15 protein-coding genes are annotated in these 12,880 nt (G+C 72.7%); 7 read left to right on the forward strand and 8 right to left on the reverse strand.

Going from position 1 to position 12,880, the window contains the following annotated elements:
- The first annotated feature begins 10 nt into the window (after positions 1-10).
- Both ACIBP6_RS41795 and ACIBP6_RS41800 read left to right on the forward strand, forming a co-directional pair.
- Positions 11-922, forward strand: coding sequence for a Rieske 2Fe-2S domain-containing protein (locus tag ACIBP6_RS41795; protein ID WP_397060119.1), 912 nt, complete (start codon positions 11-13; stop codon positions 920-922).
- A gap of 29 nt (positions 923-951) precedes the next feature.
- A complete protein-coding gene (locus ACIBP6_RS41800; protein ID WP_397060121.1) occupies positions 952-1,767 on the forward strand; it encodes an SDR family oxidoreductase in 816 nt (271 codons plus the stop codon).
- Here ACIBP6_RS41800 and ACIBP6_RS41805 read toward each other — a convergent pair.
- The 4 genes from ACIBP6_RS41805 to ACIBP6_RS41820 form a co-directional block, all read right to left on the reverse strand.
- Positions 1,760-1,996: a hypothetical protein gene (locus ACIBP6_RS41805; RefSeq protein WP_246074378.1), complete on the reverse strand. Its 237-nt coding sequence runs from the start codon at positions 1,994-1,996 to the stop codon at positions 1,760-1,762. The two genes, ACIBP6_RS41800 and ACIBP6_RS41805, sit on opposite strands and share 8 nt — an antisense overlap.
- Positions 1,997-2,008: 12 nt before the next feature.
- Positions 2,009-2,764: a sulfite exporter TauE/SafE family protein gene (locus tag ACIBP6_RS41810; protein ID WP_397060123.1), complete on the reverse strand. Its 756-nt coding sequence runs from the start codon at positions 2,762-2,764 to the stop codon at positions 2,009-2,011.
- 8 nt (positions 2,765-2,772) lie between these two features.
- A complete protein-coding gene (locus ACIBP6_RS41815) occupies positions 2,773-3,687 on the reverse strand; it encodes an SPFH domain-containing protein (protein ID WP_223189502.1) in 915 nt (304 codons plus the stop codon).
- Positions 3,688-3,782: 95 nt separating this feature from the next.
- Entirely contained in the window at positions 3,783-4,571 is a 789-nt protein-coding gene (locus ACIBP6_RS41820) for an ABC transporter ATP-binding protein (RefSeq protein WP_132608741.1), read from the reverse strand.
- 68 nt (positions 4,572-4,639) lie between these two features.
- Between ACIBP6_RS41820 and ACIBP6_RS41825 the strand changes: the two genes are divergently transcribed.
- Positions 4,640-5,356, forward strand: a complete 717-nt coding sequence (locus tag ACIBP6_RS41825; RefSeq protein WP_397060125.1) for a hypothetical protein — start codon at positions 4,640-4,642, stop codon at positions 5,354-5,356.
- 3 nt (positions 5,357-5,359) lie between these two features.
- Here ACIBP6_RS41825 and ACIBP6_RS41830 read toward each other — a convergent pair whose 3' ends face one another.
- Both ACIBP6_RS41830 and ACIBP6_RS41835 read right to left on the reverse strand, forming a co-directional pair.
- Positions 5,360-5,980, reverse strand: coding sequence for a response regulator (locus ACIBP6_RS41830; RefSeq protein WP_132608740.1), 621 nt, complete (start codon positions 5,978-5,980; stop codon positions 5,360-5,362).
- Entirely contained in the window at positions 5,977-7,092 is a 1,116-nt protein-coding gene (locus ACIBP6_RS41835) for a GAF domain-containing sensor histidine kinase (protein WP_397060127.1), read from the reverse strand. Before ACIBP6_RS41835 ends, ACIBP6_RS41830 begins: the two co-directional genes overlap by 4 nt.
- Positions 7,093-7,186: 94 nt before the next feature.
- On the opposite strand from ACIBP6_RS41835, the gene ACIBP6_RS41840 reads away from it, so the two are divergent.
- The 3 genes from ACIBP6_RS41840 to serB all read left to right on the forward strand — a co-directional run bounded on the left by ACIBP6_RS41840 (position 7,187) and on the right by serB (position 10,178).
- Positions 7,187-7,843, forward strand: a complete 657-nt coding sequence (locus tag ACIBP6_RS41840) for an SDR family oxidoreductase (RefSeq protein ID WP_397060129.1) — start codon at positions 7,187-7,189, stop codon at positions 7,841-7,843.
- The gene (locus tag ACIBP6_RS41845) at positions 7,840-8,847 is read left to right on the forward strand and encodes an S-adenosylmethionine:tRNA ribosyltransferase-isomerase (RefSeq protein ID WP_397060131.1); all 1,008 of its coding nucleotides are present in this window, start codon (positions 7,840-7,842) and stop codon (positions 8,845-8,847) included. Before ACIBP6_RS41840 ends, ACIBP6_RS41845 begins: the two co-directional genes overlap by 4 nt.
- Positions 8,848-8,957: 110 nt before the next feature.
- Entirely contained in the window at positions 8,958-10,178 is a 1,221-nt protein-coding gene (serB, locus tag ACIBP6_RS41850; protein ID WP_397060132.1) for a phosphoserine phosphatase SerB, read from the forward strand.
- 1 nt (position 10,179) lies between these two features.
- On the opposite strand, the gene ACIBP6_RS41855 is transcribed toward serB, so the two are convergent.
- The gene (locus ACIBP6_RS41855; protein WP_397060134.1) at positions 10,180-10,647 is read right to left on the reverse strand and encodes a SixA phosphatase family protein; all 468 of its coding nucleotides are present in this window, start codon (positions 10,645-10,647) and stop codon (positions 10,180-10,182) included.
- Between the two features lie 168 nt (positions 10,648-10,815).
- Positions 10,816-11,988 (reverse strand): DUF418 domain-containing protein, encoded by a 1,173-nt coding sequence (locus ACIBP6_RS41860; RefSeq protein WP_397060136.1) that lies wholly within the window; start codon positions 11,986-11,988, stop codon positions 10,816-10,818.
- Between the two features lie 85 nt (positions 11,989-12,073).
- Between ACIBP6_RS41860 and ACIBP6_RS41865 the strand changes: the two genes are divergently transcribed.
- The gene (locus tag ACIBP6_RS41865) at positions 12,074-12,679 is read left to right on the forward strand and encodes a TetR/AcrR family transcriptional regulator (protein ID WP_397060138.1); all 606 of its coding nucleotides are present in this window, start codon (positions 12,074-12,076) and stop codon (positions 12,677-12,679) included.
- The last annotated feature ends 201 nt before the right edge of the window (positions 12,680-12,880 follow it).

Below are 12,880 nucleotides of genomic sequence, written 5' to 3' on the forward strand. Positions count from 1 at the left end.
GGGACCTGTCGTGAAAGAGCAAGTACGAGCGAAGCGCTGGCAGTTGGGGCGTTTCGCCGGACCCGTTGCCCTTGCCGACCGGCTGGAGAAGTCGAAGGCCATGGACAAACCGGTCAGGGTGCTGGCCAAGGCCGTGCGCCAGCGCCTGCGCCCAGGCCGGCTCCGTGACATGCTGCACGGCGTCCCCCTGGGCGAGCCGGTGCACCCGCCGCTCGCGACGGTCAGCCTGGGCTGCTGGCTCTCCACAGCCATCCTGGACCTGGCCGGGGCCGACCCCCGCGCCGCGCGGCTGCTGCTGGCCACCGGCCTGGTCAACGCGCTGCCGACGGCGGCGGCCGGGCTGACCGACTGGTCCTCCCTCCATCGCGAGCAGCAGCGCGTCGGTTTTGTCCACATGTTGTCAAACCTGACCGCTCTCGGCCTGTTCTCCGCCTCCCTCCTCGCCCGCGTACGCGGGAGCGAGCGGCCGGGCCGGGCGTTGTCGTACGCCGGGCTCGCGGTGGGCGGGCTGGGCGCCTATCTTGGCGGGCACCTGGCCTACCGGCAGGCCGCGGGCGCGAACCACGCCCCCCAGGTCACCCACCTGGTGCCGCTCGGCTGGCACGACCTCTGCCTGCTGCGCGACCTGCCCGAGGGGCGGCCGGTGGCGCGGCGGCTCGGCTACATCCAGCTCTTCGTGCTGCGCCGCGGCGAGAACGTGAGCGTGCTCGCCGACCGCTGCCCCCACCTGGCGGGCCCGCTGCACCAGGGCAGGCTCGTGATGGAGAACGGCGACCCCTGCGTGGTGTGCCCCTGGCACGGCAGCACCTTCCGCCTGGTCGACGGCTCGGTCAAGCACGGACCGGCGACGGCTCCCGCGCCGATGTTCGAGACCCGGCTCAGGCGCGACGGCACGGTCCAGGTGCGTCCGGGCTTGACCTGAAGTTCGATTGAGGTTCTACGGTCGGGCCCATGAGTGCGATTCTCGTGACCGGCGCGACCGGCAATGTGGGCAGGCATGTGGTGTCCCGGCTCTCCGAGGCCGGGCTGGAGGTGCGGGCGCTGGCCCGCGACCCCGAGCGGGCCGGGCTGCCCGTGGAGACCGTACGCGGTGACCTGACCGACCCGCGGAGTCTGGAGCCCGCGCTGGACGACGTGGACAGCGTCTTCCTGCTCTGGCCCGGCTTCACCACCGGCGACGCCGCCGAGGTGGTGGCGAGGATCGCCGGGCGCGCGCGGCGGGTGGTCTACCTGTCGGCGCTGGGCGCGGACTCCTCCTCGCACTACGGGGAGATCGAGCAGCTCATCAGGAATTCCGGGGTGAGCTGGACGTTCCTGCGTCCCGGCGGCTTCGCGGTGAACACGCTGATGTGGGCCGAGCAGATCAGGCAGGGCGTCGTCCGGTGGCCGTACGGGAAGGCGTCGAGGGCGCTGATCCACGAGAAGGACATCGCGGCGGTGGCCGTGCACGCGCTCACCTCGGCCGGCCACAACGGCGCCGCCTACCCGCTCACCGGCCCCGACGAGCTCACCCAGGCCGACCAGGTACGCGTGATCGGCGAGGTGGTCGGGCGCGAGGTGCGCTGGGAGGAGCAGCCACCGCGGGAGGCCCGCGAGCGGCTCATGGCGGCCTGGGGCGAGCCGGCGTTCGTGGACAGCGCGCTGCGGACGTGGGAGAGCTTCGTGGCGAGCCCCGAGCGGGCGACCGACACCGTGCAGCGGCTGCTGGGGCGGCCCGCGCTGTCGTTCCGGCAGTGGGCCGAGGACCACGCCGCCGACTTCAGCTGACCTCGTCGGCGGGGTGCTCCACGAGGGCGAGGATGCGGCTGGACATGAACCTGGCCGTACGCACCGGCGTGCCGCTGCGGGTGACCTCGCTCACCTCCACGAGCCCTCGCCGGTTGGCCACCTCGACCCGCCGGCCCGCGCGGGTGGCCGTGATCTCGTAGGTACGGGGAGTGCCGTTGCCGGCGTCGATGACGATCTCCACCCGGTCACCCTTCATGCCCAGGTTCATACCCAAAAACTACTATCCGTACACCAGTACGATAATCGCCGCGATCCCCACGAAGACGATCACGGCGCGGAGGATCCGGGCCGGGATGCGCCGGCCCAGCCGCGCTCCGACGAACCCGCCGGCCACGGCCCCCAGCGCCACCCCTGCCACGGCCTGCCAGTCCACGTCGGCGACCAGGATGAACAGCGCCGCCGCCACGGCGTTCACCAGCAGCGCGAGGACGTTCTTGGCGGCGTTCACCCGGTGCAGGCCGTCGTCGAGGAAGACGCCGAGCAGGCCGATGAGCAACACGCCCTGGGCGGCGCCGAAGTAGCCGCCGTAGACCCCGGCGAGCAGCACGCCCAGCCAGAGCTCCGCGCCCCCGTGAGGATGGGGGTCGCGGCGCCGCGCGGCCACCCACACGTTGAGCCGCGGCTGCGCCATGACCAGCACGCACGCCAGCGCGATCAGGACCACGACCACGACCTCGAAGACGCCGGGATCGAGAAGCAGCAGCAGGATGCCGCCGATCAGCGAGCCCAGCGCCGAGGCCATGCCCAGGCGCAGCAGCCGGGCGCGCTGGCCGGCGAGCTCGGCGCGGTAGCCGTACGCGGCGGTGAAGCTGCCCGGGACGAGGCCGATGGAGTTGGAGACGTTCGCCGTGACAGGGTCGACGCCCAGCGCCACCAGAGTGGGGAACGTGATCAGCGAGCCGGACCCGACCACCGCGTTGATGGCACCGGCCACCACCCCGGCCGCGCAGACCGCGGCCAGTTCCCACCCCGTCACGAGGCTCCTTACGTGTCCTTGGGGGGTGTGAAGAGGCCGCCGAGATTTTCCAAGACCTTGCCCATCTCCGATGGGACGATCCAGATCTTATTGGCGTCGCCCTTGGCGATCTCCGGCAGGGTCTGCAGATACTGGTAGGCGAGCAGGTGCTGGTCGGGCTTGCCCTCGTGGATGGCCTTGAACACCATGTGGATCGCGTCGGCCTGCCCCTTGGCCCGCATGGCCTGGGCCTCGGCCTCCGCCTGGGCGCGCAGCACCGCCGCCTCCGCCTCGCCGCGCGCCCGCAGCACCGACGCCTGCTTCTCCCCCTCGGCCGCCAGGATCGCCGCCTGCCGCTGCCCCTCCGCGGCCAGCACCGCCGCGCGTTTGTCGCGGTCGGCGCGCATCTGCTTCTCCATCGAGTCCTGGATGGAGGCGGGCGGGTCGATGGCCTTGAGCTCGACCCGGTTGACCCGGATGCCCCACTTGCCGGTCGCCTCGTCGAGCACGCCGCGCAGCGCGGTGTTGATGTCCTCGCGCGAGGTCAGCGTGTGTTCGAGGTCCATGCCGCCGACCACGTTGCGCAGCGTCGTGATGGTGAGCTGCTCGACGCCGACGAGGAAGTTCGCGATCTCGTACGTGGCCGCCTTGGGGTTGGTGACCTGGAAGTAGACGACCGTGTCGATGGAGACCACGAGGTTGTCGGAGGTGATGACCGGCTGCGGCGGGAACGACACCACCTGCTCGCGCAGGTCGATCATCTCCTTGACCCGGTCGATGAACGGCACCACCAGGTTGAGCCCGGGCGCCAGCGTGCGGTGGTAGCGGCCGAGCCGCTCGATGACGGCGGCCGTGGCCTGCGGGATGACGCGGACCGTACGCGCCACGCCGAAGCCGACCGCCGCGACCAGGACGAGGGCGACGATGAGCTGCTCCACGGACATGGCCACGCTCCGAAGCCGAGGGAACCGATTCCGTAGATCCTATTTGGTGCGGCCTTTCCACCGAGGTGGTTCGGCGGGACGCATAAGCAGGGGATCTACAGCGCGCGTGCGTACCAGCGGCCCTCGCCGCCGCGGTCGAGCGTGAGCGGCACGCCGAACGTCTGCGTCAGGTGGTCGGCCGTCATCACGTGCTCGAGCGGCCCCTGGGCCACCACCGAGCCGTGCCGCAGCAGCAGCCCGTGGGTGAACCCGCTCGGCACCTCCTCCACGTGGTGCGTCACGAGCACCAGCGTCGGCGAGCGGTAGTCGCCGGCCAGCAGCGAAAGGCGGCGCACCAGGTCTTCCCTGCCGCCCAGGTCGAGCCCGGCGGCAGGCTCGTCCAGCAGCAGGATCTCGGGGTCGGGCATGAGGGCGCGGGCGATCTGCACCCGCTTGCGCTCGCCCTCCGACAGCGTGCCGAACCGGCGCCTGATGAGGTGGGCCGCGCCCATCATGTCGATCAGCTCGACGGCCCTGGTGACGTCGTTGGAGTCGTACTCCTCCGTCCAGCGGCCCATGACGCCGTACGAGGCGGTCAGGACGAGGTCGATGACCTTCTCCTCCGGCGGGATGCGCTCGGCCAGCGCCGCGCTCGCCAGCCCGATCCGCGGCCGCAGCTCGAAGACGTCGGCCTGGCCCAGCCGCTCGCCGAGCACCTCGACCACGCCCTCGCTCGGATAGAGCAACGTGGACGCGACCTGCAGCAACGTGGTCTTGCCCGCGCCGTTGGCGCCGATGACGACCCAGCGCTCGTCCTCGTTGACCTCCCAGTCGATGCCGCGCAGCAGGGCCGCTCCGTCTCGCCTGACGGCGACGTCCTGGAGCCGCAGCACCTGACCACCCATCCCCGATCCCTCCTTAGGAGTCACCCTCGGGACAAACCTATTGCAGGGCGAGCGCTTATCGTGGACCGGTGCGCCCTGAATCGACTGTCTGCTCATCCCTGGTCGCCTGGGGCAACGCGTGGCTCGCGGGTCACGCGAGCCTCGACGAGGCGGCCGACCACGTGGAAGCCGCCGGCGGCCCCGTCGTCGCGGGCGACGTCCCCCTGCGCCAGTACCTCGCGAACCTGCGCGTGGGCGGGCTGCGGGAGCTGCGGCTCGCCCTGCCCGCGCCGGGCGACCCACTCGGGCTGTCGGGGCCCGCGCCGTTCAACGCGGCCGCCGTCGACGCCGGGCAGGCCGCGATCGCCGTGCTCGACGACCGCAACCTCGGCCTCGTGCCGACACTCGACCGGCGCGGATCGTCCTATGTCGGCGTACGCCTGGATGTGCACGGCTCCGGCCCCGTACGTCATGATCTGCCGTCGCTGGCGGAGGCCGAGCGGGAGCTGTCGGACGCGATGCGCTCGGCCACCGAGGCCCTCACCTCCGTCGACGGCCCCATGCCCGGCCGCCCCGACCGGCTCGACCGGGGCGGTGAGCTGGCGCCCGGCTACCCGGCCCGCGCCCACCGCGTCTCCACTCTCGCCACACGGCTGGCCTCCGCGCTGAGCCTGGCCGACGAGCGCGGCCTCACCTCGGGTCAGACCGCCGTACGCGGGGCCGCGCTGCGCGAGCTCGACCGCGCCGTACGCCGCGCCCTCGTGGCCGCCCACCACGCGATCTTCGAGCCGGTCAGGAACATGTGACCGTCAGGCCAGGCCGTGGCGCACGGCGTAGAGCGCGGCCTGGGTGCGGTCCTGGACGCCGAGCTTCATCAGCACGTTGGAGACGTGGGTCTTGACGGTCTTCTCGGCCACGGCGAGGCTGCGCGCGATCTCCCTGTTGGAGCGGCCGGCCGCGATGAGGGCGAGCACCTCCCGCTCGCGCTCGGTCAGCGGCATCGGCCCCGGCGCGGCGACTCCGCCGGAGACGGTCAGCATCGCCTCCGCCGCCTCGGGCGCGAGCAGCACCTGCCCGCCGTGGACGGCCCGCACGGCCTGGACGAGCGCGCCGGGGTCGACGTCCTTGTAGAGGAAGCCGGCCGCGCCCGCCCGCATGGCCGGGCCCACGTCGGACCGGTCGCTCACCGAGGTGAGCACGACCACCCTGGTCTCGGCCTCCGACAGCCGCCGCAGCGCCCCGAGCCCGTCGAGCACCGGCATCTTCAGGTCGAGCAGCAGCACGTCGGGCGCCAGCTCGGCGACCAGCGCGACGGCCTGCTCGCCGTCGGCGGCCTCCCCGACCACGGTGATGTCGTCCTGCAGGTCGAGGAACGTCCGCAACCCCTGCCGCACCACCGGATGGTCGTCGGCGATCAGCACCCGGATCACACGCTCACCTCCACGCGCACGATGGTCCCCCGGCCGAGGACCGACTCGACCGTCATCACGCCGCCGACCGACTCGGCGCGGTCGCGCATCGACACCAGGCCGAGACCGCGCGAACCCGCCTGCTCGAACCCGCTGCCGTCATCGCGCACGGTCAGCACCAGCCTGCCGCCCTCGTACACCAGGGACACCGACACGGCGGTGGCCCCCGAGTGGCGCAGCGCGTTGTGCAGCGCCTCCTGGGCCACCCGCAGCAGCGCGACCTCGACCGCGGAGTCGAGCGGCGGCAGCTCGCCGCACTCGAACGCGACCAGCGACGGATGCAGCCGGTCGAGCAGGCGGACGTGCTTGCGCAGCGTCTCGTTGAGCCCGTGGCGGTCGAGCTCGGCCGGGCGCAGCTCGACGATGACCGCCCGCAGCTCCGACAGGGCCTCCCCGGCCAGCCGCTGGACGCGCTCCAGCTCGGCGGCGGCCTTGTCGGGGGCCTTGCCGAGCAGCGCGCCGGCGGCCTGGGCGCTGAGCCGCAGCGAGAACAGCTTCTGGGTGACCGCGTCGTGCAGCTCCTGGGCCATCCGGTTGCGCTCCTCCAGCATGGCGAGCTCGCGCCCGCGCTCGTAGAGCCTGGCGTTGGCCAGCGCGATCGCGGCGTGGGCGGCGAAGAGCGTCAGCAGCTCCTGGTCGTCCTGGGTGAACCCGCCGGGCGTGCGCTTGTTGGCCAGGAAGATGATGCCGAGCACCTGGTCGCCGTCGCGGATCGGCACACCGAGGAAGTCCTTCATCACCGGGTGGGCCTTCGGCCACCACTCGAAGCGCGGGTCCTCGCGCAGGTCGGGCAGCCTGACCGGATCGCCGTCGCGCAGCATCGCGCCGAGCATGCCGTGCTGGCGGGGCAGCGGCCCGATCGCATCCCACTGCTTGTCGGAGAGGCCCTCCGCGACGAACTCGCCGAACGACCCGTCGTCGTCGGGCACGCCGAGGGCGGCGTAGCGGGCGTCGAGCAGGCGCTGCGCCGAGCGTACGATCACCTGCAGCACCTCGCGGACCGACAGGTGGCGGGTGACGGCGAGCACCGCCGAGCTCACCGCCTGGAGGATCTCGTCGCGGTCGGAGGTCACGCGACCAACTCTAGGGTCCTAGGACCATGTGCCGAGCCCTGAGCCGGTCCGCGGCCCGATGTCCGCCGGCCGCCGCGTGCCTAGCGTCGGATCCATGACGAAGACCGCACTCATCACCGGCGCCTCCCGCGGACTCGGCCTCGCCCTGGCGAGGTCGCTGGCGGGCGCCGGCTGGAACCTCGTGCTCACCGCCCGCGGGGCCGGCGACCTGGAACGGGCCGCCGCCGAGCTGGGCGCCACCGCGATCCCGGGCGACGTGACCGACCCGGCGCACGTCCGGCGGCTGGCCGCGGCCGCGCCGTCCCTGGACCTGCTGGTCAACAACGCCTCCGACCTGGGCGTGACACCGCTGCCGCCGCTCGCGGACTACCCGCCGGCGGCGTTCAGGGCGCTGCTGGAGACGAACGTGACCGCGCCGCTCACGCTCGTCCAGGCCACGCTGCCCGCTCTGCGCGCCTCGGGCGGCGCGATCGTGAACGTCACCTCGGACGCCGCCACCGGCGCGTACGAGGGCTGGGGCGGCTACGGCGCCACCAAGGCCGCGCTGGAGCAGCTGTCGAACGTGCTGGCCGCCGAGGAGCCCGGCGTGCGCGTCTGGTGGGTCGATCCGGGCGAGATGAACACCCGGATGCTCGCCGCCGCCGTGGGCGCCGAGGAGGCCGCCTCCGCCGCCGACCCGGCCAAGGTCGCCGCGGCGTTGTACGACCTGATCGCCTCCCGCCCCGCCGGCGGAAGGGTGAGCCTGCAATGACCGCCTCGCTGGACTTCACGCTGCCGCCCGGCCTGTCGGCCCGCGAACCCGCCGAGGCCAGGGGCCTGGCCAGGGACGCGGTGCGCCTGCTGGTCTCGCGCGGCGACCTGGCGCCGTCCCACCACCTCTTCAGCGACCTGCCCGACCTGCTGGACGCGGGCGACCTCATCGTGGTGAACAACTCGGCGACCCTGCCCGCGGCCGTCCGGCTGGACCGGCTGGCCGTGCACTTCTCCACCTCCCGCCCGGACGGCACCTGGCTGGTCGAGCTGCGCCGCCGCACCACGAAGGGCACCGAGCCGTACGCCGGGGGCGAACCTGGCGAGTGGCTGCCGATGCCGGGACGGGCCACGCTGCGCCTGATCGACCGCGAGACGCCGCGGTTGTGGCGCGCTTCGCTGAACCGGGACGTGCAGGCGTACCTGCGGGTGCACGGGGTGCCGATCCGCTACTCGTACGTGGAGCGGGACTGGCCGATCGAGGCGTACCAGACCGTGTTCGCGACCGTGCCGGGCAGCGCCGAGATGCCGAGCGCGGCCCGGCCGTTCACCACCGGACTGGTCACGGCGCTGGTGGCGCGCGGGGTGGGCATCGCGCCGATCACCCTGCACACGGGCGTGGCGTCGCCGGAGAAGGACGAGCCGCCCTACGACGAGCGGTACGACGTGCCGGCCGCCACCGCACGCCTGGTCAACCTGGCCCTGGAGAGCGGCAACCGGGTGGTGGCGGCGGGCACGACCGTCGTACGGGCTCTGGAGACGGTCGCGGACGCACCCGGGCACGTCTCCCCCTCCGCCGGATGGACCCGCCACGTCGTCACCCCGGAAACCGGCGTACGGGCGGTCACGGGGTTGATCACGGGCCTGCACGAGCCGCGCTCCAGCCACCTGCTCATGCTCACCGCGATCGCCGGCGAAGCGGCCCTGGCCCGCGCCTACGAGGAGGCGCTGAGCATGGGGTATCTGTGGCACGAGTTCGGCGACACCCACCTGATCCTGAAGTAGCCAGCTTTACTGAGATTTTTCCATCCAGCGTCGTCACCATCCGCGCACCGGCGCACGAATGCGCAACCTGCCGCGCGAGCACCGCGCCAGGCGCAGTACCGTGGCTGGATGTGGACCAGCGCACCCTCCTGATCACCCTGACCGGCCCCGACCGTCCGGGCGTCACGTCGCGACTTTTCTCGGTGCTGTCGAAGTTCCCGGTGACGGTCGCGGACATCGAACAGGTCGTCATCCGAGGCCGGCTCACGCTCGGCGTCCTCGTCTCCTACGCGGGCGGCGTCCCCACCGGCACCGGCAGCACCCTCGGCGCCCTGTGGACCGCCGTCGAGCGGCTGGCAGAGGACCTCGGCATGGAGATCGAACTGTCCACCGGTTCGCAGGCCAGGGAGCAGCGCCGCCGCGGCCGCCTGTCGGTCAGCGTGCTCGGCGCGACCCTGCAGCCGGCCGCCATCGCGGGCATCGCCGGCCGCATCGCCGCCGCCGGCGCGAACATCGACCGCATCGAACGCCTCGCCCAGTGGCCGGTCACCTGCATCGAGCTGTCGGTCTCCGGCGCCGACCCGGCCGCGCTGCGCGTCGAGCTCGCCGCCGAGGCCGCCGCGCAGGAGGTGGACGTCGCCGTCCAGCGCACCGGCCTGTCGCGGCGGGCCAAGCGGCTCATCGTCATGGACGTCGACTCCACCCTCATCCAGGGCGAGGTCATCGAGCTGCTGGCGGCGCACGCGGGCTGCCTGGAGGAGGTCGCCCGGGTCACCGAGGAGGCCATGCGCGGCGAGCTCGACTTCGCCGAGTCGCTCAAGCGCCGGGTGGCCCTGCTGGAGGGCCTGCCGGCCGAGGTCTTCGACCGGGTGCGCAAAGAGGTCGTGCTCACCCCCGGCGCCCGTACGCTCGTGCGCACGCTCAAGCGCCTCGACTACCGCTTCGCCATCGTCAGCGGCGGGTTCACCCAGATCACCGACGGGCTGGTCGAGGAGCTCGGCATCGACTACTCGGCGGCGAACGTCCTCGAAGTGGTCGACGGCCGGCTGACCGGGCGGGTCGTGGGCGAGATCGTCGACCGGCCGGGGAAGGCCCGGGCGCTGGAGAGGTTCGCGCGCCAGGCCGGGCTGCCGATCTCGCAGACGGTCGCCATCGGCGACGGGGCCAACGACCTCGACATGATCGCCGCCGCGGGGCTGGGCATCGCGTTCAACGCCAAGCCGGTGGTGCGGCAGGCGGCCGACACGGCGGTCAACACGCCGTACCTCGACTCGATCCTCTACCTGCTCGGCATCTCACGCGACGAGGTCGAGGCCGCCGACGCGGAGGACGGCGTCCTCACGCCGCGGTGACTCACCGCTCCTTCGGGTCCCAGTGGGTCACCAGGCGGCCTTCGCCCGGCGTGAGCTCCTCCCAGGGCGTCCCCACCCGGATCACCGCGAACGCCCCCGGCCGGAACACGTAGTCGCCGCCCGCCAGTCCCATGGCCAGCTCGTGCACGCCCGGGTTGTGCCCGCACAGCACGACCGTCCGCGCGTCCGGGTCGCATCGCCGTACGAGCTCCAGCAACTCGTCCGGGTACGCCTCGTAGATGTCACGCTCGTAGCTGATGTCCGCGCCGGGGAAGGCCAGCTCGGCCGTACGGCGGGTCCTGAGCGCCGGCGAGCAGAGCACCACGTCGGGGCCGAGGCCGGCCGCCCTGAGCTCCTCGCCCGCTCGCCTGGCGTCCCGCTCGCCCCGGTCGGTCAGCGGTCGCTCGCGGTCGGCCAGTCCGTCCGGCTGCGCGGCTTTGGCGTGTCGCAGCACGATCAAGGTCCGCACGAGATCACCTCGTGGCCCACACGGACAGGCCCACGATCACGGCCAGGATGGCGATCATCGCCAGCAGGATCAGGCCCAGGGTCTTCCCGCCGCTGGGCCGCTTGTCATCGTCCACGCGCCCAGTTTCCCATCCCACCCCGCCCCTCCGGCCCCCAGGGGAAGCCGGATTCAGCCGGCGCGGCGGTACGTCAGCTTCCGCAGCGCCGTCTCCGCCGGTCCGCGCCTGCCCGTACGGGACAGTGACGCGGCCAGCAGCACGGTGCCCAGCCAGGTCAGCACGGCGACGCCGGACGCGGCCGCGTCGCCGACGCGGGTGCCGAGCCCGCCCAGGTACGGCGTGAAGAGCGCGACGAAGACCACGGACTGGAGCAGGTAGCACGTGAGCGACCACTGGCCGCAGGCGGCGAGCGCCCTGCCGACCGGGCCCGTCCGTCCTTCCCTGCCCGCCACGAAGAGCCCGACCAGCGCGGCGTAGGCGAGGCCGCCGGCGATGCCGGTGACGCTGTGCAACGCGTACACCGACACGCTGACCGCGTCCGACGGCCCCCAGAGCCGTGTGTCGATCAGCGTCAGCGGCACCGCGCCGACGACCGCGATCGCCGTGCCGAACGTGGCGACGCGGGCGAGCAGCGCCCGGTGCGCCCGCGGCTCCTCCAGCAGGCGGCGGCGGGCCGCCCAGATGCCGAGCAAGAAGGCCGACACGACGCCGACGGCGAAGTAGGTGGGCGTCATCCCGGCCCAGCCGATCACCCGCGTCATGAGGGCTTCCATCGGGTCGGCCATGGCCGCGGGGGTGTCACCCTTCGGCGCGCTCAGAGTCAGCAGCCCGAACCCGGCGAGCACGACGACGTGCAGGACGGCGCCGATCCCGGCGGCCCAGAACAGCGCCCGGTCGCTGCGTCGGACGAAGCCGACGAGCAGCAGGCCGATGAGCCCGTACGCGCCCAGGATGTCGCCGAAGAACAGCAGGAGCGCGTGGCAGAACCCGAACGCGAGCAGCCACAGACTCCGGGCGCGCAGCACCCGCCGCACCTCCGGCCAGCTCCGCCCGGCGGCGGCCTGCCGGTTCGCGATCTGGACGAGACCGTAACCGAACAGCGCGGCGAACATGGGCAGCGCCCGCCCGTCCACCAGGAGGATCTGGACCCCGGCCACCAGCCGGTCGAGGGTCCCTCCGTCGAGGGTGTAGCCGCGGAAGCCGACCTCATGGCCGGACAGGTACATGTGCGCGTGTGCCACCGCGATGAGCAGCAGCATGAAGCCACGCGCGAGGTCGGGAGCGGGTGACCGCTGAGCGAGCGGCACGGCCCTGCCTGTGGGGGCCGACGCGGTGATGGACATGGGTATCCCTAGCAATTAGATACACGACTGTAGCTTACTTCTTCGACGGTAGGCTACATCGCTGTAGCTAAGCAAGGGGGCAACGATGAGCGAACGCGACGGACGCACCCGGCGGCGCGGCGAGGAGTTGATCAGCGCCATCCACGCCGCGGTGCTGCAGGAGGTGCTGGAGGTCGGCGTCGGGCGGCTGACCATGGACGGCATCGCCAAGCGGGCGGCCACCGCCCGCACCACGCTCTACCGCCGCTGGTCCGACCCGATCGAGGTGCTCGTGGACGCGCTCTACCACGCCCATCCGGTCGAGGAGCCGACGCCGGGGGCCGACGACCTGCGCGGCGACCTGATCCGCGCACTCCAGCTCATGGTCAGGTGGACGCTCAGCCCGGCCGGCCTCGCGGTCGCGGCCATCCTCACCGACCCCAAAGGCTCGGCCAAGGTCTCCGACGCCCTGTTCGAGAAGGTCTTCGCCAACCGGGGCGGCACGTTCACCAGCACCGTGCTGCGGCACTACGCCGAGAGGGGCCACTTCCCCGCCGAACTCCTCACCCCGGTGGTGGCCGACATCGGCGAAGCCCTCATCACCAAACGCCTCCTCGACACCGGCAAGCCACCCACCGACACCGACCTGGCCGCCATCGTCGACCAGGCCATCCTCCCCGCCATCGGCCTGATGCCCGCCGAACCGGAGTGACCTCATCCCCAAGCCGGCACCGCCAGGCCCGGCGCTCTCCGCCGTGACCTGCCGGCGGTGGCCCGGCACCCGTCAAGCGCCCGACAGGTACTCGCCGCCTACCTCCGCCACGCCACCCACGCCGAACGCCGCCGCCACCTCGGACATGGAAACGCCCGCCTCCCCAGCTGCGGGCGGGAAAGCGGGCGTCGCCGGTTCGGG

It is taken from the genome of Nonomuraea terrae, assembly GCF_044465245.1.
Classification (GTDB): domain Bacteria; phylum Actinomycetota; class Actinomycetes; order Streptosporangiales; family Streptosporangiaceae; genus Nonomuraea; species Nonomuraea terrae.